Consider the following 19,578-nt stretch of genomic DNA (forward strand, 5'->3'; position numbering starts at 1 on the left):
TTTAACCTACATTCGTGCTGCTTTATAACCAAGCTTGCAACCAAAGCGCCCCTAAAGTGACAAGCAATACCGGAATCGTCAGTATGAGTCCGAATTTCATGTACTGACCCCAGCTTATATGTACCCCGTCTCTTCTTAACAAACCTAGCCACAACAGCGTTGCCAATGAGCCAAGCGGCGTTAACTTCGCCCCTACGGACATCCCGATCAAACTCGCAAACGGCAAAATAGCCGATCCGTTAATTTCGGAAATAGACAACGAGGAAATAAGCACGGCAGGCAAATTGTTCATGACGGCAGCGAGCAACGAAAATAGAATACCTGAACCGAAAATCGCTCCCGTCAGTCCCGATTCGGATACCGGCCTCAGCAAATCGGGAAACCAATCCGTCGCTCCATGCAAATGCAAATTATAGACGATAAGGTTCATGGCAAGCGCGAAGACGACGATAAGCCACGGCGTTCTTCTCACGATGCGGAAGGAATCGGCGCTTTTCGTGGCCGCTCCAACGATCCAGAGCAGGATAGCCCCGCCGCAGGCGATGAAAGAGACAGGAACGGCAAGCGATTCCGATCCGAAATAACCAATAAGAATAAATAATAATATGACCCAAGATAATCGGAAAATTAATGTATTGCCAATAACCGAGGAAGGGTCTGGAAAAGAATACGTGGAGAGGTCCGCAACCGTACTATCTCGTTTGATTGTTTTACCGAAAACAAGGACAAGCACAGCTATCGTTGCCAAGGAAGCGGTTATTCCCGGAAATGCCATATGGCGGGCATAATCGCCGAACGATATCCCGAAGAAGTCCGCGGATAAAATATTCGTCAGATTGCTGACCATCAACGTCGCGCTAGCCGTATCCGCCATCAGCCCCACGGAGAGCAGAAACGCGACTCGCGCCTTCATACCCATCCCTAACAATGCCGTGACCTCCAACACGATAGGAGTCATGATCAGCACGGTACCGTCATTATTGAAGAAAGTCGTAATCAGACAGGAAAACCCGGACAATCCGATCATGAGAAGCATCCGCCTGCTATGAAACCTGCGAACGATATGAAGCGCTGCCCAGCGGAAAAATCCGTTGTCGTCCATCAAGGCGGTCAATATCATGATGCCGATCAAAGATAGAGTGGCATTCCAGACGACCTGCCATATATATGCGGCATCTTCCCAAGCAAGGGAGCCTGTGACCAACAGCAAGAGAGCTCCCGGCGCGGCAAAAACGGCTTCGTTTAACCCTTTCGGACGCCAAATGATCAATATAAGGGTAACGGAAAATACGAGGATAGATAGCAGCAATATCATGGTTGATATCTCCTAAAGTCATGCCCGTCCTGTTGGCGACATAGATTAAATAAATAGGCGGACAAGGTTGGATCGGGAGGTTCCGGATATGAAGCAATGGGCCAAAAGCATACAAGTCGCGTTAGTGTTTATCGGAACCGTCGTCGGGGCAGGGTTCGCATCCGGAAGGGAAGTCATGCAGTTTTTCACCCGTTTCGGATACTGGGGACCTTACCTCATTATTTTATCGACTTTATTCTTTGTTTGGATCGGCGCCAAGGTCATGCTGTTAGCAGCGGAATTAAAGGCGAAGTCCTATGAAGACCTGAACAAATACTTGTTCGGCGAACAAACGGGGCGCTGGGTCAGCCATCTGATGCTTATCGTGCTATTGGGCGTAAATGCTGTCATGCTGGCTGGTGCGGGTTCCCTGTTCTCCGAGCATTTGAATTTAAGTTATCAAACCGGACTCATCGTGACGATGTTCGCTTGTTTCATGCTGCTGCGAAAGGGCATGAACGCGATTCTTACCATTAATACCTTCGTGGTCCCGTTAATGATCGGATTTACGGTTTTTCTAGTCGTCGAGACGCTACGGCACCCTATGTCCGATCATTGGCTATCGAGTGCGAGCGAGCTGTCGCCATGGGCCGCGTGGCTATCTCCGTTCCTGTATGCGGCATTTAACTTGTCGATGTCCCAAGCGGTACTCGTTCCGCTGGGAGCTTCGATCGGCAACGCCCGAATTTTGCGCCGCGGCGCTTGGATTGGCGGCATTGGCATAGGCGTGATGCTGTTAGGCGGCCATCTCGCGCTTTCCGCGCGTATGCCAGGCATAAAGCAATTCGAAATCCCGATGGGCGGCATCGCGCGCGAATTAGGAGCTTGGCTGCATTGGATTTATGTATTCCTTATTTTCATGGAAATTTTCACGACGCTTGTCGCGGACATTTATGGATTAACGTTGCAACTGCATGAACGGACCAAAGCATCCCAAGGAATGTTAACCGCGATGCTGCTGCTTGTTTGCTTCCTTGCGGGCCAATTCGGCTTCGGACCGTTATTGTCGACGTTGTACCCCATGTTCGGCTTGCTAAGCTTGGGGTGGCTGTTCCTTATAAGCCGAGATCGTGCCCGAACGCCTAACTCCCCCAAGCCGCCTAACCCCCCAGCGTCAACATCCGGGCTCCTGGAATCCCGGAAGCTATAGTTTGTGCCGCATGCCGGTGACAAGTGAACATGAGAACCTGCCTCGTTTGCGCTAAATCTTCTAGGACGGGAAGCGTGTGTGTTAGCCGCCTTTCATCGAAATGGACGAATAAATCGTCCAATAAAAGCGGCAACGGATGAACGGGAGATGCAGCGTCGCATAGCGCGAAGCGCATAGCCAAATATAGTTGCTCCTGAGTACCGCGGCTTAAAAAGGAGCTGTCCAGCAGCTTCCGGTCATGCGTTTCTGCTAATAGCGTCGGAGTGTCCCCCGGAGCCAGGATACGAATATAAGCGCCGTTCGTCATCTGTTGCAAGTATCGGGAAGACTTTTGCAGCACTTCGGGCTGCTTTTCGTCCTCAAACACGGCTTTCGTCTGGACGATGAGCTGATCGCTTAGAGCAAGAATGGCATATCTTTCGGACAGTTGCTCGAGCTTGCTCTGCATCTCACGAAGTCTTGCCCCCTTGTCTTCAAGCTCGGCTTCACTGCGTAGCCTATCAAGCTCTTGAGTCAGACGCCCTCGCCTATCTAACAAATCCGAGCGCTCCTGTTCTTCTGCCGCCAACAAAATTTTCTGTTCGCTTAGCATTGCGCTTAGAGTAGCTTCGTCATATGATGCCAAAAGCTCGTGCAATTGGGCTTGGGCATCTTGATCCCGCCCGGATTCCAGCCGGAGCCCGATTTCCCTAGCTTCCTTGCGAAGCGCCAAGCAACGTTCATCGATTCTCAGCCGTTGCTCGAGTTCCGCCTCGTTGGAAACTCGAAGTTCAGTAAAAAGAGCCGAAATCCCGTTCTCTATTTCCGCTATTTCGACCGCCACTTCATCAACGAGAGCCGCCAAAACCGCAATCTGACGATCAAGCTGCTCAGCCTCTTCCTTAACCGCTTGCTGCTTGACAGCTTCCCGATACTGCCATTGAACGGCATGAAATGGATCCTTTCGAAGGTTATCAGACGCAGGACATCCGTCCTGTAACCGAATTGCCGCTTGTTCAAATTCTAAGATAGACTGGTTAAGCGTGGCCAAACGTTCTATAACGCGTTGACGTTGCCGAAGCACAATCTGACCTTGTCCGGCCATGCTAATTAGCTCGGGCAAGCTGTCCGGAGCCAGATGGGAAGGCAGCTTGCGGGTGCGTAACCATTGCTGCCATTGCGTTAACAGCTCATTCAGTCGTTCCTGCTGTTTAATCGAATCCCGCTCTACAAGCTCCTTTTCCAGTTGCAGCTCTTGCAGCCGGCTTTGGAGCTCTTGGTGCTTGAAATTCCCGCGATCGATTTCCTCCAACCGGTCCAGCTGTCCATGGACTGCGGTACGAAGCTGTTGCCAAACCGTATCTTCGTTATCCGTCTGCTGCATAAATGCCGTAGGAGTCGTGTCCGTAGAATCGGAAAATAGTCGGGCTGCGGCAATCTCATGGTTATCTATTAGTTGGCGCAATCGCTCGTTTACTTGTCTTTGATGGATTCTAAGGCTTGCCGAGTAATCGCTTGCCGATGCGGAATCATCAAGAACAGCCGGTGTTGTTCCCGAATGACGACGTGCAGCGACAACAAAAGTGACGGCAGCGACAAGAAGAAATATCGCTGAGATAAAATAAGAAACAGTCGAAAACGGACCCTCTGTGCCGACCATAAATGGCAATGATGCTGCCGTTAAGCAAAGCAAGCCTGCGACTGTATAGAGCCATTTAGACGATCCCGATTTCGAGTTTGCATTTGCGCTTGAGCGAGCGCTGAACGACCGGGATGGCGGCACGATATTGGCGCGAGCTCGCTCGTATGTCCGTCGTGCATCCTCTACATTGTGCCAAGCCTGAAGCAAAGCGGACTTCGTGCGAGGCAGGAACAATCCGAACGGCATAGCTTGTCCATACCCCTTACCCTCCGATGACACGAATGAAGGATTCTTGCTCTTCGCGCTGCCGTCAACGGTGCTCTCTTCCGCTTTCAGAACCTCCATCTGCCTGGAGATCCTGCGAATTTCTGCCTGAAGCGATATTGACGCTCGTTCCGCTTCTTCCCAAGATTGCTGCTGGCGACGAACCTGCTCCCGTTCGGCTGCCAAACCGCCGAAAGCAAGCAATTCCGCTTCTCCCCAGTCCGCCGAAAGCCGCAATAGCGTGCTTTGAACCGTCTCATCCAGCGTTCGGCGCTCGGTTTCTAACATCGAACGTTCTTCTCGCTTGGCAACCATCGCTTCTCGTTGCGTCTCCAAACGTTCCCACTCGGGGAGCGCCGCCACGAGCTCCGAGTCCCATATGAGCTTCTCTCGCAGCAATCGCAAGTCCTTTGTTTTGCCGCGAGCTTCCTCAAGCTTGCCTGCCGCGGCAGCTCTTCTCTCCTTCAAATCCGACCAAGAGATAGCGGATTCCTCCCGCAACAACGGAACCGTAGGATCAGGCAATTGCTCGCGTAATCGGGTTTCTTCCGCGAGCAGAGCTTCTCGCTTCAGCCACCATTCGCGTAACTCGTAAGCCCCCTGAAGCTTCGCTGCACGCATTCTTAAATCAGGAAATCGTTGCTCTACGACGACCAATCGATTTTCAACCTGAACGAGTGCCTCCCGGGTTTCATTATAATACGCAACGCTGTCGCGACTATGGCGAATGGCGGTTTCGGTTTCCTTAATCGCGGAGAGCAAGCGGTTCATCTCCTGCGTTGTGCCCTTCGGTCGATACAATCGGTCCATCTCCGAACTAATGCGGCGGCGAGCGGCCGTCAGTGCGGAACCGCCGGCAAGTCCGGCATGGTACAAATAATTGCCGATTTCCTCCCCTTGAAGCGATCGCAGCTCGTGCAGTTCGTTTAACGAAACGGCAAACAATTGGCGAAACAGCCGTTCCGAGATGCCTCCCAGCAGAAGACGTTCCCATTCCGCCTGTGCCATGAAGCGCTCTATTCCGCCTTCTTCCCTGACCGAAACGCCATTGCCGCGCTCGGCATAACGCTCTACCAGCCATTCACGGCCCGACTTGTCCAACAGCCGCAGCCGCCCGCCGTGTCGTCCGCCGAAGACGGGCTCCCCTCTCTCCACCGGATCTTTGCGCGTAGGGAATCCGAACAGCATGCTGCGAATAAACCTTAGCAAGGTGCTTTTTCCGGCTTCGTTAAGACCGTACAAAACGGTAACCGGTGCATCGAACTCAAGCTTCACTCCCTGAAGCGCACCGTAACCGTCAACTTGAAGCTCGCGTATGTACATTCCGTCTCCTCCGCCCCGACCGTTTATCCGGCGTCTTCTTCACGCAATAGCGACACGGACAACTCCATGGCCTGATTAATCCATTCGATACGCTCCTCATGAGTCCTCGTTTCCAGCCATTCCCGAATCTTCGGCTGCCTTCGCAGCGTTTCCATCGCTTCATCCAGCAAATCTTTAGATAGCTCTGGACTGTGGGCAGCCGCTAATCCCCTTCTCAGCAGCTCGCCCAAGAAGCCTTCTTCCTCTGCGGCATTTTCCAGCCTAAGCACCCCGCCCGTCCGGACGGATATCGACTCCGGCCATATCCAGCCCTCCGAGTCTTCCGGGGCGCCAACCCATTCTCTAAGCTCCTCCAGCCATTCTTCCGCCACGCTTGGCTGTATCAGCTTATCGTGCAAAACCCCGCGGCCTGCCAACCGAATTCGCGCGAGGACAGGGCGTCCTTGTGCCGCTTGCCGCACTTCTTCAACAGCCGAACCTAATCGGTTCTTAAGCTCTTGCTCCCGCTCGATCCCCTCGATCGAAACCGCGATTTCCTGCCACAAGACGTCCGCAACATCCCGAAACCGCATATCAATAGATCCCGTGTCGGAGACCGAGACAATATAAGCGCCTTTTCCACCCGTTTCGCGGATGCTTCGTCCTTGCAAATTGCCTGGATAGACGACATGGGGATATTCATGCAAAATCCGGCGATCATGAACATGCCCAAGCGCCCAATAGTGAAATCCCGCAGACGTAAGCTCTTCTAACTTGCACGGAGCATAGTTATCGTAGGATGGATCGCCATCGACGTTCGCATGCAGCAGCGCAAGATGGAAAGGCGCACCTTCCCGTTTCTTGAATCGAAGCGCCAGATTATCGGTGACGGCTGCAGTCGGGTACGAGATGCCGTAAACGAACGCAGCCAAATCACCGTTTCTCGTATGCGCTGGGAAACAATCCACTCCGCTTGATCCGAAAACGTGAACGCCTTGAGGCCAATCAAGCTTAGCCTGGCGCCCGCTCTCGGGATCATGGTTACCGTGGACGATAAACACTTGGACGCCAAGCGCAGTCATTTCCCCGAGCGTGCGTTGAAGCCGCAACTGAGCTCGCAGCGAACGATCCGCTGCATCGAATAAGTCACCAGCTAGCACGACGAAATCAATCTTTTCCCGTCTCACGATATCGCAAAGTCCGCCTAAAGCGGTGAAAGTCGACTCGCGCAACCGTTCGCGAACGGCATCGGGCACTTTCGTCAGCCCTTTGAAGGGACTATCAAGATGAAGATCGGCCGCATGCAAGAATGTAAAAGGAACACCCACTTCGATCACGTCTCCTGATTGTCATTCCCTTGCTCGGTTTCACTCCCGAAAGAAGTATATATTCGTTTCAATTCGCTGATTACCCGGTTAAGGGAATAGGTTTTCTTCGCTTTGTTCCAGCCTGCGCGCGCCATCTCATACCGGAAATGCGGGTCCGCAATGACCGTCTCCAGCGCATTCGCCAGAGCGACTGGATTTTCCGAAGGCACCAGTAAACCGTTTGCGCCGTCTTCAATCTGTTCCGCGATTCCCCCAACGTCCGTGCCGACAAGAGCCAGCAAACATAATGCCGCTTCCGCGAAAACCGAACCGAACGCTTCCGCGCGCGAAGGCAATACGAACACATCGAAGAACGGCAGCAGTTCCTCGGGATGCAGCATATACCCGTAGAAAATCGTATCATCGTATATGCCCAATTGCTGTGACAATCCCTCTAGCTGCTCGCGGATCGGACCGTCGCCGATAATGTGAAGGACGAAAGGGCGATTTCTTTTCCGAAGCTCTGCGCAAGCGTGCAGAAGAATATCCAGCCCTTTCGCCGGCACGAGACGGCATACGGTTACGAGCTGAGTGACCTCGTTCTCATGGGCGATCGGCTTGAATCTTTTCTCATCGTAGCCGTTAGGGATAACCTCGGTAAGCTGAGGCTCTTTCAAATACTCGCCAATATACTGGGCAAACGAATTCGATACCGTCATCAGCCGATCGGTTTGATGCTCCAATTCCCCGTAGATCGAGGTCAGAAAACGATGCTCGACCCCGCCTTCAGCAATTCGTCCGTTCAGAATAAGCTCCCGCTCATAGCTGGAGTGAACCGTCATCAGCACCGGTATGTCCGGAAAAATATGTTTCATCGCCATTGCCGCAATGGGATGATGTGCATGAATAAGATCGTACTTCTGCCCGGCAAGCCGCAGCTTTACCCACCAGATATAATCCTTGTAAGTCTGAATATATTTGTCGACAATGGCATTGCCCGCGTATGGCTGCCAATCAAATGTCGCGAACGCGATCTCGTCGTGTCCTTTGTTGCGGATGCGCTTCGGCAGCGAGAACATTTCCATTTCCCAGCCGATTTTGCGGAACCGCTCCCCGATATGGGGTACCATGGACGAGACGCCACCCGGTTGCTCCGGGGGGAAAAACAGCGCCTGTAAGATGTTCAAGGGCGATTCCTCCTCACTTCCGACGATCTAGGCGATGCTTTTCTTATAAGTTATACTCTTAGTCTCTCAGAAAATATGATATATTAGAAACATATGTTCTGCAAGCTGCAGAGTTTGCCTAAAGGAGCCTAGCATGCACCTGAATACTCTCACATCCAACAATTTCGGTCTCCTTTTCTCCTCGGCGATGGCGGTCGTCACCGTAGGACTGATGCTCTTCATGTCCTATCGTCTTTATGTGCATAATCGCAGACAAGCTTACCGATCGCTGCTCATTTCCCTCATATTCATCCTTGTTCACCATCTACTTCAGTTGGCGATCTCAGTCGGGTTAACTCCATCGGCTCCTTTTTTGGTTTTTATCGGGAAGCTTCTACAAGTATATGCATTCATCGTCATCAATTTCGCAATATTTGAGCTTTATCATCGTCGTCGTCCGAGAACTCGCCTTTGGTTTTACGGTCTGCTCGGTACGGGGTTTCTTATTGCCATCGGAGATATACTGCCTGGCGTTTCCATCACCGATCAGGCTTGGACGGACAGCATGTTATCGACCCCTGCGCTAGACGGATTCTTGCTGCTGCTCGGCCCCTTATTCGTGCTTATGTTCGCCCCTCATATCGGACAGCCTCGCAAGTATATGGCGAGTCTCATCGTTGCCTTTACGATGCAGCTTGCCGTTATTTTTGGCAGCTATTTGGCTGACGACGTTTCTTTTTTCAAAACAATCGCAGGGTTGCTGCCAGTCGTTTACTACATTCTATTATTCATGCTGCTGTTTGAGCGAGTCGTTGAAATTCTTCAATCCGTCTACCGATCATCCATAACGGACGGTTTAACGAACCTGTACAACCGCAGATATTTCATGGGAAAATTGGATCAGGCATTGCTTGCCGGGCGTCCTCTCGGCGTTATTTTCTGCGATATCGATAATTTCAAGAGGTTAAACGATACGCACGGGCATCATAAGGCCGATGGCGTGCTTAAACAGGTATCCGCTATATTGATGGAGGAGACGGAAGGCGTTGGATTAGCCGGCCGTTACGGCGGAGAGGAACTGGTCGCGTTAATCGTCGGACCCGGACTGGCCGCGCTGCAAGCCGCAGAATCCATCAGATCGCGAACGGAGAAAGATTCTATCGTGACGATAAGCGTCGGCTTCTGCATCGCATCGCCTGGCGATACGGCGGAGAAGCTCATGAAACAAGCGGACCAAGCGATGTACTATAGTAAAACAACAGGTAAAAACCGAGTCACCGATTATGCGTCGATCAAAGGGGCAGACACTTCCGAATTAAGCAGAATGCAACCTCGCGGAAGCTGATTATCGATTATCGGGTCACGAATACAAACTAGAGGTGATAATGATGTCCACTTTATTGCTTTTATTCCAATTCAAACCGGATCAAGTCGAGCAAATACGCAAGCTCGTTCCCGGCTGGACGATCGTTACCGATGAAACCGGGAAAATGACTAGGGAACAACTCGCTGATGCTGAAATCGTATGCGGCTGGAATTCTTCCATGGAGGAAGCTCTGAGCTCCGATTGTAAGCTAAAGTGGGTGCAGACCAGCTCCGCAGGCATCGATAAACTGCCGTTAGCGCAGCTGCAACGCCTTGCGGTGCACGTGACGAGCGCCAGCGGAATTCACCCTGTATCGATGGCTGAGACGCTGTTCGGGATGCTGCTAGCCTTCAGCCGCAACTTGCATCACGCGATTCGTCATCAGAGCCAGCGGCAATGGAAGCCATCGGAACGATATCATCAGCTAACAGGTCGAACGATGGGAATTATCGGCGTAGGAGCGATCGGCGCGGAATTTGCCCGTTTAGCAGGCGCTTTCGGTATGCGTACGCTCGGAGTTAGGCGGAGCGCTCTTCCCGTTCCTTGCGTAGACAAGATGTACGACATGGAGCATTTGGATGAAGTATTGTCGCAAAGCGATGTAGTCGTTAACGTGTTGCCCTATACGGCGGAAACCCATCATTTATTCAACGCGGAAAGATTCCAACAGATGAAACCGAATGCTTTGTTTTTCAATATGGGTCGCGGTGCGTCAGTCGATACGGATGCAATGGTGCGTGCTTTGGAAGAAGGTCCTCTTGGGGGCGCGGGGTTAGACGTTTTCGAGGCGGAGCCTCTCCCCGGGGATCATCCGCTCTGGACGATGGACAACGTTATTATTACCCCTCATATCGGAGGATGGACGGATCATTACAAGCAAAGGGTAGCAGATATTTTCCTGCACAATCTACAAGCCTATGTGGCAACAGGAAAACCCGATCGAAACGTTGTGGATTACGAACGCAGCTATTAAGCAGGACATCCAAATGGAGGGTTGATTATGAATCCTAAAAAGACCGGTGAGCAGTTGCTTCGAGAATCGAATGTCACTTATGAGATGTACGCCGATATGCCCGAGGACGGTAAACGTTATGAAGTAGCGGATGGTCAACTCGAGTTGATGAGTCCTGTACCTACACCTTTTCATCAATTAATCAGCAATGAATTGCAGCTTATTTTGAATTCAAGCTGTAGGAATGACTACATCATTTTCAGCGCCCCTCTTGACGTTATCTTCTCCGATAGAGAAGTACGCCAACCGGATTTGTTGATGATTCATCGGAGCCGATTGTCCATTGTAGGGAAAAGAGGGATCAACGGCGCACCGGATTTGGTCGTCGAGATCATGTCCGACCATTCGCGCCGCCGGGATAAGCTCCATAAAACCAAAGCGTACGCCAAATATGGCGTACCTGAGTATTGGATCATAGATATGACTAGCTCCACACTTGAACAATATTCACTCCATGGAGCCGTGTATGAATTAATTGAACTTTACGCTGAAGAGGAAGCGATCCGTTCGGACAAATTCCCTTGCGTTTCATTTAGCATGCGCCAATTGATGCAGGAAATACCGGATCTGCCGGATTGAACTAACTCTTACTCCGCCAATACGTGCCGCTCTATGACCAAAGCCACGCCGTCCTCATTGTTGGATACGGTCACCTCATCTGCCTCAGCCTTTACTTCCGGCGGGGAATTATCCATCGCGACTCCCCACCCCGCATAAGCGATCATGCCGATATCGTTATAATAATTGCCAATAGCTAGTATTTGTTCCCACGGCACTCCCCTAAGGGAGGCTAATTGTTCGAGCGCCTTTCCTTTCGTCGCCTGCAGGTGCTGCACGTCGATAAAGTTATCACCGCTCCTTACCGTTTGCAGGTCATGCTGCCAATTCAACCAATCGTTTTCTACGCCATCCAAAGTTTCTTTCGGCGCGTAAATGGATATTTTGACCATTTTCTCAGGAAAACCCTCATGCGCTTTACGTTGAATCGGTTGAGCTTTCAGATTCCTATACATACTTGCCGCCTCTTCCGCCATCGCTTCCACGTACAGTTCAAATGCCGTATTCATGTCAAAATGAATCTCCATTTCCCTGCAGTAAGACGTATACCGATGCGCATGCTCAGGGGAAATCGTCGTGCTGTACAGAATCTCGCGTGTCTCGCTGTCTACGATGGATGCCCCGTTATGGGTGATCATCGTACCTTGCAGTCCAAGTTCCGCAAGTATAGGCAATGAGCTAGTTGATCCGCGACCTGTGCAAAGCACGATTTCAACTCCCTGTTCGGCTGCCAAGCGAACGGCCTTCCTTACCCGGGGAGTCACTTCATGATGATCGTTAAGCAGCGTTCCGTCGACATCTAAAGCAATGATACGATATTTCATTCATTCCCATCCTTCCGATAATTGCGCAGGCTTTCCACTTCTTCTTCCGTAAGCTCCCGCCATTCGCCCGGTGCTAAAGTTGCATCCAATTGCAGCGGTCCCATGGCGATGCGGCGAAGGTACAATACTTTTTTACCCACGGATTCGAACATCCGCTTTACTTGATGGAATTTCCCCTCATGGATCGTCAGCTCAATCCAACTGCGAGGTACCGGCGATGCCGCAGATTCGTCGTCTTGCTTAGGCGCAAGCGGAATTGCATCCGTCAATTCCTTAGCGTGTTGTTCTTCAATAGCTGAAAGTGTTCCGTTAATATCCGTTCTCGCCAATACGCGCAATTGCGCAGGCATCGTCACATAACCGTCGTCCAAAGCTACTCCCTTGAGGAAAGCCTCGGCATCTTCCGTGTTCACCTCGCCCGCGACAAGCGCGCGATACGTCTTAGGAACATGCTTGCGTGGAGACAGCAATTCGTGCGACAGCTTTCCATCATTCGTAATGAGGAGAAGACCCTCGGTATCTTTGTCCAGACGTCCTACCGGAAAAGGAGAAAGTACGGTTAAATCCACGTCAAGCAAATCGATGACCGTACGGTCACGGCTGTCTTCCGTCGCGGAGACGACACCTGCGGGTTTATGCAAGAGGACATACACCGTGTCTCTGTATTGAATGGTTTCCCCATCAAGTACGACTTCGTCTAGCTTAGGGTTAATTTGCATACCGTGATCTTTGACTTGTTTTCCGTTAACGGTCACGGCGCCTTGCTTAATCAGTACCTTAATCTCGCTCCGAGTGCCATAACCTAAGTTTCCGAGCATTTTATCGAGTCGTATCGTTGCTTTCATGCGATGTCCTTCTTTCCTATTGCGACAGTTTGATGTCATTGCTTCTAAACTCTTTTAGAGGGGCGGCCTAATCAGGTATAATAGTTGAGATAAGGGGCCTTGTCCTATATTTTACCTTAAACCACGTTTAGATAGGAGAATTGCAAATGAACGCCAAAAAATTATCGATTTTCTTCGGGATTCTTGCTGTGCTGATCGTAGCTTTAGTGGTTCTGAATAACCTTAAGCCCGACACCGTGTATGGAAAACCTAAAAGCGATTTGTATCCGGCTACTCAGGCTTTGCTGGACGACCCCAACTACAACAATATCATTGTTCCCGACGAATTGGAGAAAAAGCTGTCGAACAAAGAAAGCTTCTTCGTCTATTACTTCGCTTCGGACTGCCCTCATTGTAAATTAACGACCCCGCAGCTGAAGCCGCTTGCGGATGAGCTTGGCATTAATCTTCACCAGTTCAACCTGCGGGAATTCGAAAATTATTTCGGATTGATGAACATTGAAGCTACCCCTACATTAGTTTACTACAAAGATGGAGTGGAAAGCGCCCGGATGAAAGGCGGCTTAAAGGAAGCCTCGACGACGGACGGGTATACGTTAGAGGATTTCAAAACATTTTTTAATACCCATAAACCGGAAGGTAATGACTGATGAACGCCAAGTGGTTGCTCGCGCTGCCTGCGGCCGTCTTAGCTTGCGGGATCCTATTGGTTGCTTGCGGCGGAGGCGGAGGTTCCAACGCGGATGCTCCCCATCGGCACGGTAACGAGAATTGGGAGCACGAAGCTACTTTGGCTGACATGCCTTCTTTCCTCGACAATTACTCGGGACGCACGAAACATCTGTATTCGGTCGTCGGCAAGTACGAAGAAATCATGAAACTGATCAACTGCTATTGCGGCTGCATGAAGTACGAGGACGATCCTCATTCCTCGTTGCTGCGTTGTTACGTTGCCAGCAAAGACGATAAAGGCGTCACATGGACCGATCATAGCGGCCAATGCGGCATTTGTACCGAAGAATTGGTGAAGATCGAGGAATGGAGCAAAGCAGGCAAAACTCCGGAACAAATCCACCAACTCATCGAAGACAATTTTAACCCTAACGCTTGAGCGTTGCTTTTTGCAGCTATATACAATCACAAAGGGTGTCCCCTAAAGCTAAATGCTTAAGGGACACCCTTTCTTTCATTCCGGCTTTTACCCCTCATCACGCTCTTGGTCAGGCTCTATCGGACGAGCTTCCCACTTCCTAACCGCATCGCTCAATGCTGGGTCGCGTATTTCTAACAGGAAAGCTTGGAAAGGCGCATCGTTTGGGCGTTCAGACAGTACTTTTAAACTTTGCTCCAAGTTACGTCGAAGGGACAATAAATCCAGCCCGAGAACGATATCCGCGTAGACACTTAGTTTACTCAAAGCAGCTGTCATCAGCTTCACGGCCCCTGAACGGTTTCCGTTATCCCAATGATGTAAACCTACCGCCGCCTGTAGAAGCCCCTGCAGCAGAGGATTGCGGCCTTCCTCCAGCCACAACTCCTCCATCACCTCATGACACTCGAAATAATCCCGGTCCCCGTTAAAATGAGAAAGATAAGCCAAATAACGGGGGTCGTTCAACACGCCGAGCAAACCGTCCGCCTTTTTTCCCATTCCCGACATCTTATGAGGTTCCGCCTTTACCCGCGCGGTCTAGTGCCGCTTGAATTTCGAGGGATAGCTCCTTGAGGCCCCATACGTCATCCTGTTCCCATAACTCGTTAAATCGGAGCTGGAACTGCGCGGCTTCCCTTACCCTGCGGAAAAAATAAAGCTCCTGGATCTCGTTAAGCACTCTGCGCACTATGACCGAGCTTTCCTCGAAATCCTGCTGCGCGTCGACGATCTCCTGGCGTATGCTGGACATTTCCGTATCCAACAAGAATGCCGCTTCAGCTGCTTTACGCAATCTATCTCTTACATGGGTAGGCAGTTGATCGCGATATTTGTAATTCAGCGAATGCTCGATCGTCGCCCAGAAATTCATCGCCAACGTACGGATTTGGATTTCAGCGAGCACCGGCTTGGAGCCGAGTGAAGTTTGCACCGGATATTCCACGATGAGATGGTAGCTCCGATAACCGCTTTCCTTGTAATGGGTTATATAATCTTTCTCGTATACGAGCGTTAAATCCTTACGTTGGCGTATCAAATCGGCGACCCTGTATATATCGTCAACGAACTGGCACATGATGCGGATGCCCGCAATATCCTCGATGCCCATCTCGATTCGATCCAAAGGAACCGAAAGTCGACGCGCTTTCTCCAATATGCTCGACACCCGCTTCACCCTGCCCGTGATGAATTCGATCGGGGCATATTCGTCCCTGGCTTTAAGCTCTGAGCGGAGCGCCTTCAGCTTAACCTTAAGCTCTTCGGCCGCTTGCTCGTAGGGAAGCAGGAACTTCCCCCAGTCCCTTCCATCCATCGGGATTCCTCCTAACGATGATCCGCACCCACCGCTTGCGTTATGCGAGTGAAGCCATCTTGCTTAAGTCGTTTCTTCAAACCCCCGTGTATTTCTTTCAGAAGTCCCGGCCCCTTATAGATAAGAGCCGTATATACTTCGACAAGGCTTGCTCCTGCACGAATTTTCTCATAAGCATCGTCAGCCGTAAAAATACCCCCCGACCCGATTATCGGAAGCTCGCCTTGGGTGATCTTATACAGGCTGCGAATGACTTCCGTTGAACGCTCCGTAAGCGGACGACCGCTAAGGCCCCCAGTTTCCCCCGCGTTCCGATGCGTCAATCCGTCACGGCTAATCGTCGTATTCGTAGCAATAATGCCGGACATTCCGCTAAGCTGAATCGCTTCCGCCATATAGGAAAGCTGCTCTTCCGTGTTGTCGGGTGCGATCTTGACCAAGATAGGCTTGGGCAACTCGCCGAGCAGCTCGGCCTGAATTCCCATCTCGTCCTTCACGGCATCAAGCAGATTACGCAATTCGTCCCCATGCTGAAGCGCGCGTAAATCCGGCGTATTGGGCGAGCTAATATTTACGACGAAGAAATCTCCGTATGGAAAAAGCTTCCGAACGCATGCCCGATAATCATCCGCAGCGTTCTCGTTGGGTGTCAGCTTGTTTTTGCCGATGTTCACCGCGAGCGGAATTCGGCGACGGGGAAGCTTAGACAGCCGCCCTGCCATAACATCCGCGCCATCATTATTGAAGCCCATCCGGTTAATAAGGGCTTCATCTGGCGGGAGCCTGAACAGACGCGGCTGTTCGTTGCCCGCTTGCCCTTTGGGCGTGACTGTCCCTACTTCAAGGAAAGATAAGCCGACTCTGGATAGACCGGCAACCGCTTTGGCGTTCTTATCAAGGCCTGCCGCAAGTCCGACAGGATGAGTGAAATGAAGTCCGAATAAATCAACCGCGAGCTCCTGAGAAGCTTTTGTACCCCAGATTGCAGAGAGCAGCGGGGAAACCCCGGGAATTTTCGCGGCAATGCCCATTCCGTCCACGATTAAGTGGTGAGCGGCTTCCGGGTCCATCTTGAACAAGAACGGTTTGACCATTTGATACAACAATGAATTCGACATCCTTTCCAAAAAGACGGTGCGCTGAATAAGTGACAAAGAAAACCTTTCGGGTAACAGTTTAGCCTTTTCCAAGCGAAAAGAAAAGGGCATAGTGCCCGCAGGCTCTCCACGAATTGGACCTGTTGCCAGTATGCTGCTTTTATCGATCGTAAAACATCCGGCTTGTCTGGCGTTTCGCCGAGAAAACGATTACAATGGAGAGAGTTCGCGAATCATATGATAGAGAGGTTGATTATCATGAGCACAGCCAAAAAGAAACCACCCATCACGTCCCGCGCCAAACCAAAGGAACAGGTAAACAGGAAGGCGCTAATCTGGATTGGGGTGGCTTTTGGAATTGTTGTAGTGGTCATGGCAACGTTGCTTGCGCTCAAAATTTAACCCGATTTCACTCGTTTTAATTTAACCAGTCATATACTTTATGGGGGTTTGTCTCGTTCTGCGTGCTCGGTAACCGGAATCGTTCCGGCGGTGCGCGCAGTTCGTCGGGCAAACCTCCTTTTGCGATCGTTACCGGCGTTCCGATGGGGACAAGATCGTACAGCTCTTCTATGTCTTCCTTCTTCATACGGACGCAGCCATGCGATTCATCTTTGCCTATGCTTCCTGGCTCGTCCGTGCCGTGGATACCGTAACGACTATCCGACAAAGTCATGCCGCGGCTTCCGAATGCTCCGTCGCTGCGGCCATTCGGGTTCTTGACCTTCTCCGTAATCGCGAAGGCGCCTTCCGGTGTTTTGCCGCCGCCTAATCCTACCTCATAATTGCGCAATAACACATTCCCACTCACAACTGCCAGTCGGTGGTTGTCTTTATCAATAATGATGGCTAGCGGCTGCTCTGCCAGAGGCGACAGCTGCCCCGCAGGTTTCCCATGCCCCGTATCAGGTCCTGTATTGTCTGGCCACCCTACGGTTTGCGGGATTTTGCCATCGCTCTTATCCTCAATTACGTTCTTTAATTCCTCGAACCAAGGCGTCATGCTCTCCGACCATCCTGCCATCGTATTCGCTGGGTAATCCGCAGCTAACGATTCCGGCGAGGCAGGCCAAGTCCCTTTACTTTCCTTGTAGCGAATCATGGCGGAGCGCAGCGCGATTTTCTCTTCCTGCACCGGTTTCCAGCCTTGCACGAGCTTCTGAATAGACGACGAGTCATCCGGTTTACAATTGCACCACTTCGGATCGTACCAATTGATGCCCGCCGTCCCCGACTCTTGATCCGAAGCAACGGAGGCAATCGGCTTCCCGCTTTTCACCCAATCGTTCCATTTCCCGAGCAACGGCGCTTTAATGAGCAACCGCGGCTGCCGTGAGGGTTCAACCGTTAATAATGCCCCTAACACATGATGTCCGTCATCATCCGGTTCGGCAGCTCCTGCGATTTGGTCGGGGGGAATGATATTAGCTGGCAAAGCCGCAGGTTTATCGGTGACACCTTCGCTTTGTGCGGGTGAAGAAGCCGTTCCCACATACGAAGGTTTATTCGCCAATGGTTTGTTCACTTCTGGAGCGAACGCATTAATTATCGCAACTGCCAGGCCTACCAAGACTATGGGTATGCCTATAATTAATATCCATCGCAATCTTCTGCTTTTTTTATTTTCAGAAGAACTTTTAGGTAATACAGGAGCTGGCTTCGACTCGAACGCCTCATAGATTTCCCCCGCTTGCGCGTAACAGTAAGTCGCTTTTGCCGTATCTCCCTGCCCCTCATACTCTTTGCCAAGTAAATACCATGCCATCCGGCTATCCTCGTGCTTAAGGAGGTAATCCTTGAGCGGCAAAGCATCTCCCACATTGGGAACGTTGTCATAAAAGTGTTTAATCTGTTCGTCAATTCGGGATTCTTTGCTCATGCCGTCCACCTCGGTCTAACTATCTATTGATTCAAATTTCTCTTGTCTTGCAGAAAACGTGTTTTATCGTTATCCGCCAGCTGCTTGATGTACTCATCTTCCACTTTCTTAAAACGCTGTTCCCTAGCAGATTCATTCATTTGCTTTTGGAGGTTTCTTTGCTCAAGAAGCTTACGGACTAGCTCCTTATTTCCATACCCGCTCGTTGTAGAATCGGTCTGTTTGTTCTTTTGCAAATCCACCAGAAGCTTCAACATTTCCCCTTGTTCCTTGAGCTCCGTATCGGTTAATTGAATGGAAACTGTTTTGTCAAAAGAAAACACATTACCCGTTTCCGCAGAAATCTCGTTTTCAATTTCAATGATTTGTTTCTCGGACAATTTGCCGGAATCAATCGCTGCACGGGCGATTAAGTCGAGCAAATGTTTTACATTGTACACGTATTGGTCGCGGAGTTCGGACTGTTCAGGCAAACCCGGGAATTCCGCGGACGATTGCTCCTTGCGACTGTCCATTGTTGTCACGAAAGAAATGTTTTTACTGATGATTTGTTGAGCTTGGCGGAGAATGGATCGCAAAATAACCGGATCGGCAGCTCCTGAGAAAATATCCAAATTTACCGTGGACATTTTTCCGATATTTTCACCGTCTCCCCCTGCGTAGACACCCCATTGAGCGGGATACAAATAGCCGTCGACAGGATCCGAACCAGGTCGCGGCCATACATCGACCCCGACGGCTCCGTCCGTCGTCAGAAGCTGTGCAGCGTTGATCGAGGGATCATAAGCCGCGAAAAAAGAAGTGCCGCGTACGCCCATAGCAGCGGTCGGAGTTTCCAATTCATACTTATCGTCCGTGGAGGTTATCGATTTTACTTCTACCCATACCGATCCTTTTCTCAAGCTAATTTTCGTCCGCGTTCCCTTGGAATCCGAGAGCTTGTCGAACGACAGCGTCGAACCGGGAGCAACCGTCATTAGATCGTCATCCGATTGTCCATTCCTGAATTTCAGGATAACGGAACTTCCCGCTCCCGTCGCGAGAATATCTCCTTCGTTTATCGTCATCTTGGCGAATGCTGTGAATTCTTTGGACCCGCCGGCTTTCTGGACCTTTGCGGTTCCTTTAACTTCCTTGACAACCGCTACTCGTGATGAAGTCGCAGAAACTTGATTGGGGAACGCTCCGAGCAATGGGAGAGCAACTAGAAGAGATACCAAAAGAGTCGAGATCTTTCTATTATTCATGAACATTGCTCCGTTCACTATGATTTCGGCAAAGTGATTTCTATTTATTATCGGTTTGAAAAGGAATCTTCTACAGTGAATAAATAAACTGACGCCCCTCGGAGGAGCGCCAGTTTATCTT

The 19,578-nt window shown here is 50.8% G+C and carries 18 protein-coding genes; 7 read left to right on the plus strand and 11 right to left on the minus strand.

Annotated elements, in window-relative coordinates; all coding sequences use genetic code 11:
• Positions 1–22: 22 nt before the first annotated feature.
• On the minus strand, positions 23–1,315 hold the full coding sequence (locus tag K7P76_RS27830; RefSeq protein ID WP_232189344.1) for an ArsB/NhaD family transporter: 1,293 nt from the start codon (positions 1,313–1,315) through the stop codon (positions 23–25).
• Between the two features lie 88 nt (positions 1,316–1,403).
• Between K7P76_RS27830 and K7P76_RS27835 the strand changes: the two genes are divergently transcribed.
• Positions 1,404–2,504: a YkvI family membrane protein gene (locus K7P76_RS27835; protein ID WP_232189345.1), complete on the plus strand. Its 1,101-nt coding sequence runs from the start codon at positions 1,404–1,406 to the stop codon at positions 2,502–2,504.
• On the opposite strand, the gene K7P76_RS27840 is transcribed toward K7P76_RS27835, so the two are convergent.
• The 3 genes from K7P76_RS27840 to K7P76_RS27850 are packed head-to-tail and all read right to left on the minus strand — an operon-like array spanning position 2,455 to position 8,185.
• Entirely contained in the window at positions 2,455–5,712 is a 3,258-nt protein-coding gene (locus K7P76_RS27840; RefSeq protein ID WP_232189346.1) for an AAA family ATPase, read from the minus strand. The two genes, K7P76_RS27835 and K7P76_RS27840, sit on opposite strands and share 50 nt — an antisense overlap.
• Positions 5,713–5,735: 23 nt before the next feature.
• Positions 5,736–7,019, minus strand: coding sequence for a metallophosphoesterase family protein (locus K7P76_RS27845; RefSeq protein ID WP_232189347.1), 1,284 nt, complete (start codon positions 7,017–7,019; stop codon positions 5,736–5,738).
• A gap of 5 nt (positions 7,020–7,024) precedes the next feature.
• Positions 7,025–8,185, minus strand: coding sequence for a glycosyltransferase family 4 protein (locus K7P76_RS27850; RefSeq protein ID WP_232189348.1), 1,161 nt, complete (start codon positions 8,183–8,185; stop codon positions 7,025–7,027).
• A gap of 133 nt (positions 8,186–8,318) precedes the next feature.
• Between K7P76_RS27850 and K7P76_RS27855 the strand changes: the two genes are divergently transcribed.
• From K7P76_RS27855 to K7P76_RS27865, 3 genes are read left to right on the plus strand one after another with little or no spacing between them, the layout of a single operon-like run.
• The gene (locus K7P76_RS27855; protein ID WP_232189349.1) at positions 8,319–9,509 is read left to right on the plus strand and encodes a GGDEF domain-containing protein; all 1,191 of its coding nucleotides are present in this window, start codon (positions 8,319–8,321) and stop codon (positions 9,507–9,509) included.
• A 40-nt stretch (positions 9,510–9,549) separates the two neighbouring features.
• Complete coding sequence (locus K7P76_RS27860; protein WP_309244800.1) at positions 9,550–10,503, plus strand: D-2-hydroxyacid dehydrogenase; 954 nt, start codon at positions 9,550–9,552, stop codon at positions 10,501–10,503.
• Positions 10,504–10,530: 27 nt separating this feature from the next.
• A complete protein-coding gene (locus K7P76_RS27865) occupies positions 10,531–11,121 on the plus strand; it encodes a Uma2 family endonuclease (protein WP_232189350.1) in 591 nt (196 codons plus the stop codon).
• A gap of 8 nt (positions 11,122–11,129) precedes the next feature.
• Here the strand turns inward: K7P76_RS27865 and K7P76_RS27870 are convergent, their stop codons facing one another.
• Together K7P76_RS27870 and K7P76_RS27875 are read right to left on the minus strand one after the other, a co-directional pair.
• A complete protein-coding gene (locus K7P76_RS27870) occupies positions 11,130–11,924 on the minus strand; it encodes a Cof-type HAD-IIB family hydrolase (RefSeq protein ID WP_232189351.1) in 795 nt (264 codons plus the stop codon).
• On the minus strand, positions 11,921–12,769 hold the full coding sequence (locus K7P76_RS27875) for a pseudouridine synthase (protein ID WP_232189352.1): 849 nt from the start codon (positions 12,767–12,769) through the stop codon (positions 11,921–11,923). The genes K7P76_RS27870 and K7P76_RS27875 overlap by 4 nt, the downstream gene beginning before the upstream one ends.
• 146 nt (positions 12,770–12,915) lie before the next feature.
• Between K7P76_RS27875 and K7P76_RS27880 the strand changes: the two genes are divergently transcribed.
• Both K7P76_RS27880 and K7P76_RS27885 read left to right on the plus strand, forming a co-directional pair.
• Positions 12,916–13,419: a thioredoxin family protein gene (locus K7P76_RS27880; protein WP_232189353.1), complete on the plus strand. Its 504-nt coding sequence runs from the start codon at positions 12,916–12,918 to the stop codon at positions 13,417–13,419.
• Positions 13,419–13,880, plus strand: a complete 462-nt coding sequence (locus tag K7P76_RS27885) for a PCYCGC motif-containing (lipo)protein (RefSeq protein WP_232189354.1) — start codon at positions 13,419–13,421, stop codon at positions 13,878–13,880. Before K7P76_RS27880 ends, K7P76_RS27885 begins: the two co-directional genes overlap by 1 nt.
• A gap of 87 nt (positions 13,881–13,967) precedes the next feature.
• Here K7P76_RS27885 and K7P76_RS27890 read toward each other — a convergent pair whose 3' ends face one another.
• The 3 genes from K7P76_RS27890 to K7P76_RS27900 are packed head-to-tail and all read right to left on the minus strand — an operon-like array spanning position 13,968 to position 16,340.
• Positions 13,968–14,429 carry a DUF309 domain-containing protein gene (locus K7P76_RS27890; RefSeq protein WP_232189355.1) on the minus strand — a complete coding sequence of 154 codons (462 nt, stop codon included), beginning with the start codon at positions 14,427–14,429 and terminating at the stop codon, positions 13,968–13,970.
• A 1-nt stretch (position 14,430) separates the two neighbouring features.
• Positions 14,431–15,234, minus strand: coding sequence for a GTP diphosphokinase (gene yjbM / locus K7P76_RS27895; RefSeq protein WP_232189356.1), 804 nt, complete (start codon positions 15,232–15,234; stop codon positions 14,431–14,433).
• Positions 15,235–15,245: 11 nt separating this feature from the next.
• A complete protein-coding gene (locus tag K7P76_RS27900; protein ID WP_232189357.1) occupies positions 15,246–16,340 on the minus strand; it encodes a quinone-dependent dihydroorotate dehydrogenase in 1,095 nt (364 codons plus the stop codon).
• Between the two features lie 249 nt (positions 16,341–16,589).
• Here K7P76_RS27900 and K7P76_RS27905 point away from each other — a divergent pair, with 249 nt between their 5' ends.
• A complete protein-coding gene (locus K7P76_RS27905) occupies positions 16,590–16,733 on the plus strand; it encodes a hypothetical protein (protein ID WP_232189358.1) in 144 nt (47 codons plus the stop codon).
• A 16-nt stretch (positions 16,734–16,749) separates the two neighbouring features.
• Here the strand turns inward: K7P76_RS27905 and K7P76_RS27910 are convergent, their stop codons facing one another.
• Positions 16,750–18,210, minus strand: a complete 1,461-nt coding sequence (locus tag K7P76_RS27910) for a L,D-transpeptidase (RefSeq protein WP_232189359.1) — start codon at positions 18,208–18,210, stop codon at positions 16,750–16,752.
• Between the two features lie 23 nt (positions 18,211–18,233).
• A complete protein-coding gene (locus K7P76_RS27915) occupies positions 18,234–19,457 on the minus strand; it encodes a FecR family protein (protein WP_232189360.1) in 1,224 nt (407 codons plus the stop codon).
• Positions 19,458–19,578 lie beyond the last annotated feature (121 nt).

Origin of the sequence: Cohnella silvisoli (assembly GCF_021190915.1) — a bacterium.
Classification (GTDB): Bacteria; Bacillota; Bacilli; order Paenibacillales; family Paenibacillaceae; genus Cohnella; species Cohnella silvisoli.

Coding starts and splice junctions, on each gene's coding strand:
- K7P76_RS27835 (WP_232189345.1), top strand. CDS start 1,404: ATGAAGCAATGGGCCAAAAGCATACAAGTCGCGTTAGTGTTTATCGGA.
- K7P76_RS27865 (WP_232189350.1), top strand. CDS start 10,531: ATGAATCCTAAAAAGACCGGTGAGCAGTTGCTTCGAGAATCGAATGTC.
- K7P76_RS27870 (WP_232189351.1), bottom strand. CDS start 11,924: ATGAAATATCGTATCATTGCTTTAGATGTCGACGGAACGCTGCTTAAC.
- K7P76_RS27840 (WP_232189346.1), bottom strand. CDS start 5,712: ATGTACATACGCGAGCTTCAAGTTGACGGTTACGGTGCGCTTCAGGGA.
- K7P76_RS27910 (WP_232189359.1), bottom strand. CDS start 18,210: ATGAGCAAAGAATCCCGAATTGACGAACAGATTAAACACTTTTATGAC.
- yjbM (WP_232189356.1), bottom strand. CDS start 15,234: ATGGATGGAAGGGACTGGGGGAAGTTCCTGCTTCCCTACGAGCAAGCG.
- K7P76_RS27860 (WP_309244800.1), top strand. CDS start 9,550: ATGATGTCCACTTTATTGCTTTTATTCCAATTCAAACCGGATCAAGTC.
- K7P76_RS27885 (WP_232189354.1), top strand. CDS start 13,419: ATGAACGCCAAGTGGTTGCTCGCGCTGCCTGCGGCCGTCTTAGCTTGC.
- K7P76_RS27830 (WP_232189344.1), bottom strand. CDS start 1,315: ATGATATTGCTGCTATCTATCCTCGTATTTTCCGTTACCCTTATATTG.
- K7P76_RS27890 (WP_232189355.1), bottom strand. CDS start 14,429: ATGTCGGGAATGGGAAAAAAGGCGGACGGTTTGCTCGGCGTGTTGAAC.
- K7P76_RS27905 (WP_232189358.1), top strand. CDS start 16,590: ATGAGCACAGCCAAAAAGAAACCACCCATCACGTCCCGCGCCAAACCA.
- K7P76_RS27915 (WP_232189360.1), bottom strand. CDS start 19,457: ATGAATAATAGAAAGATCTCGACTCTTTTGGTATCTCTTCTAGTTGCT.
- K7P76_RS27855 (WP_232189349.1), top strand. CDS start 8,319: ATGCACCTGAATACTCTCACATCCAACAATTTCGGTCTCCTTTTCTCC.
- K7P76_RS27880 (WP_232189353.1), top strand. CDS start 12,916: ATGAACGCCAAAAAATTATCGATTTTCTTCGGGATTCTTGCTGTGCTG.
- K7P76_RS27875 (WP_232189352.1), bottom strand. CDS start 12,769: ATGAAAGCAACGATACGACTCGATAAAATGCTCGGAAACTTAGGTTAT.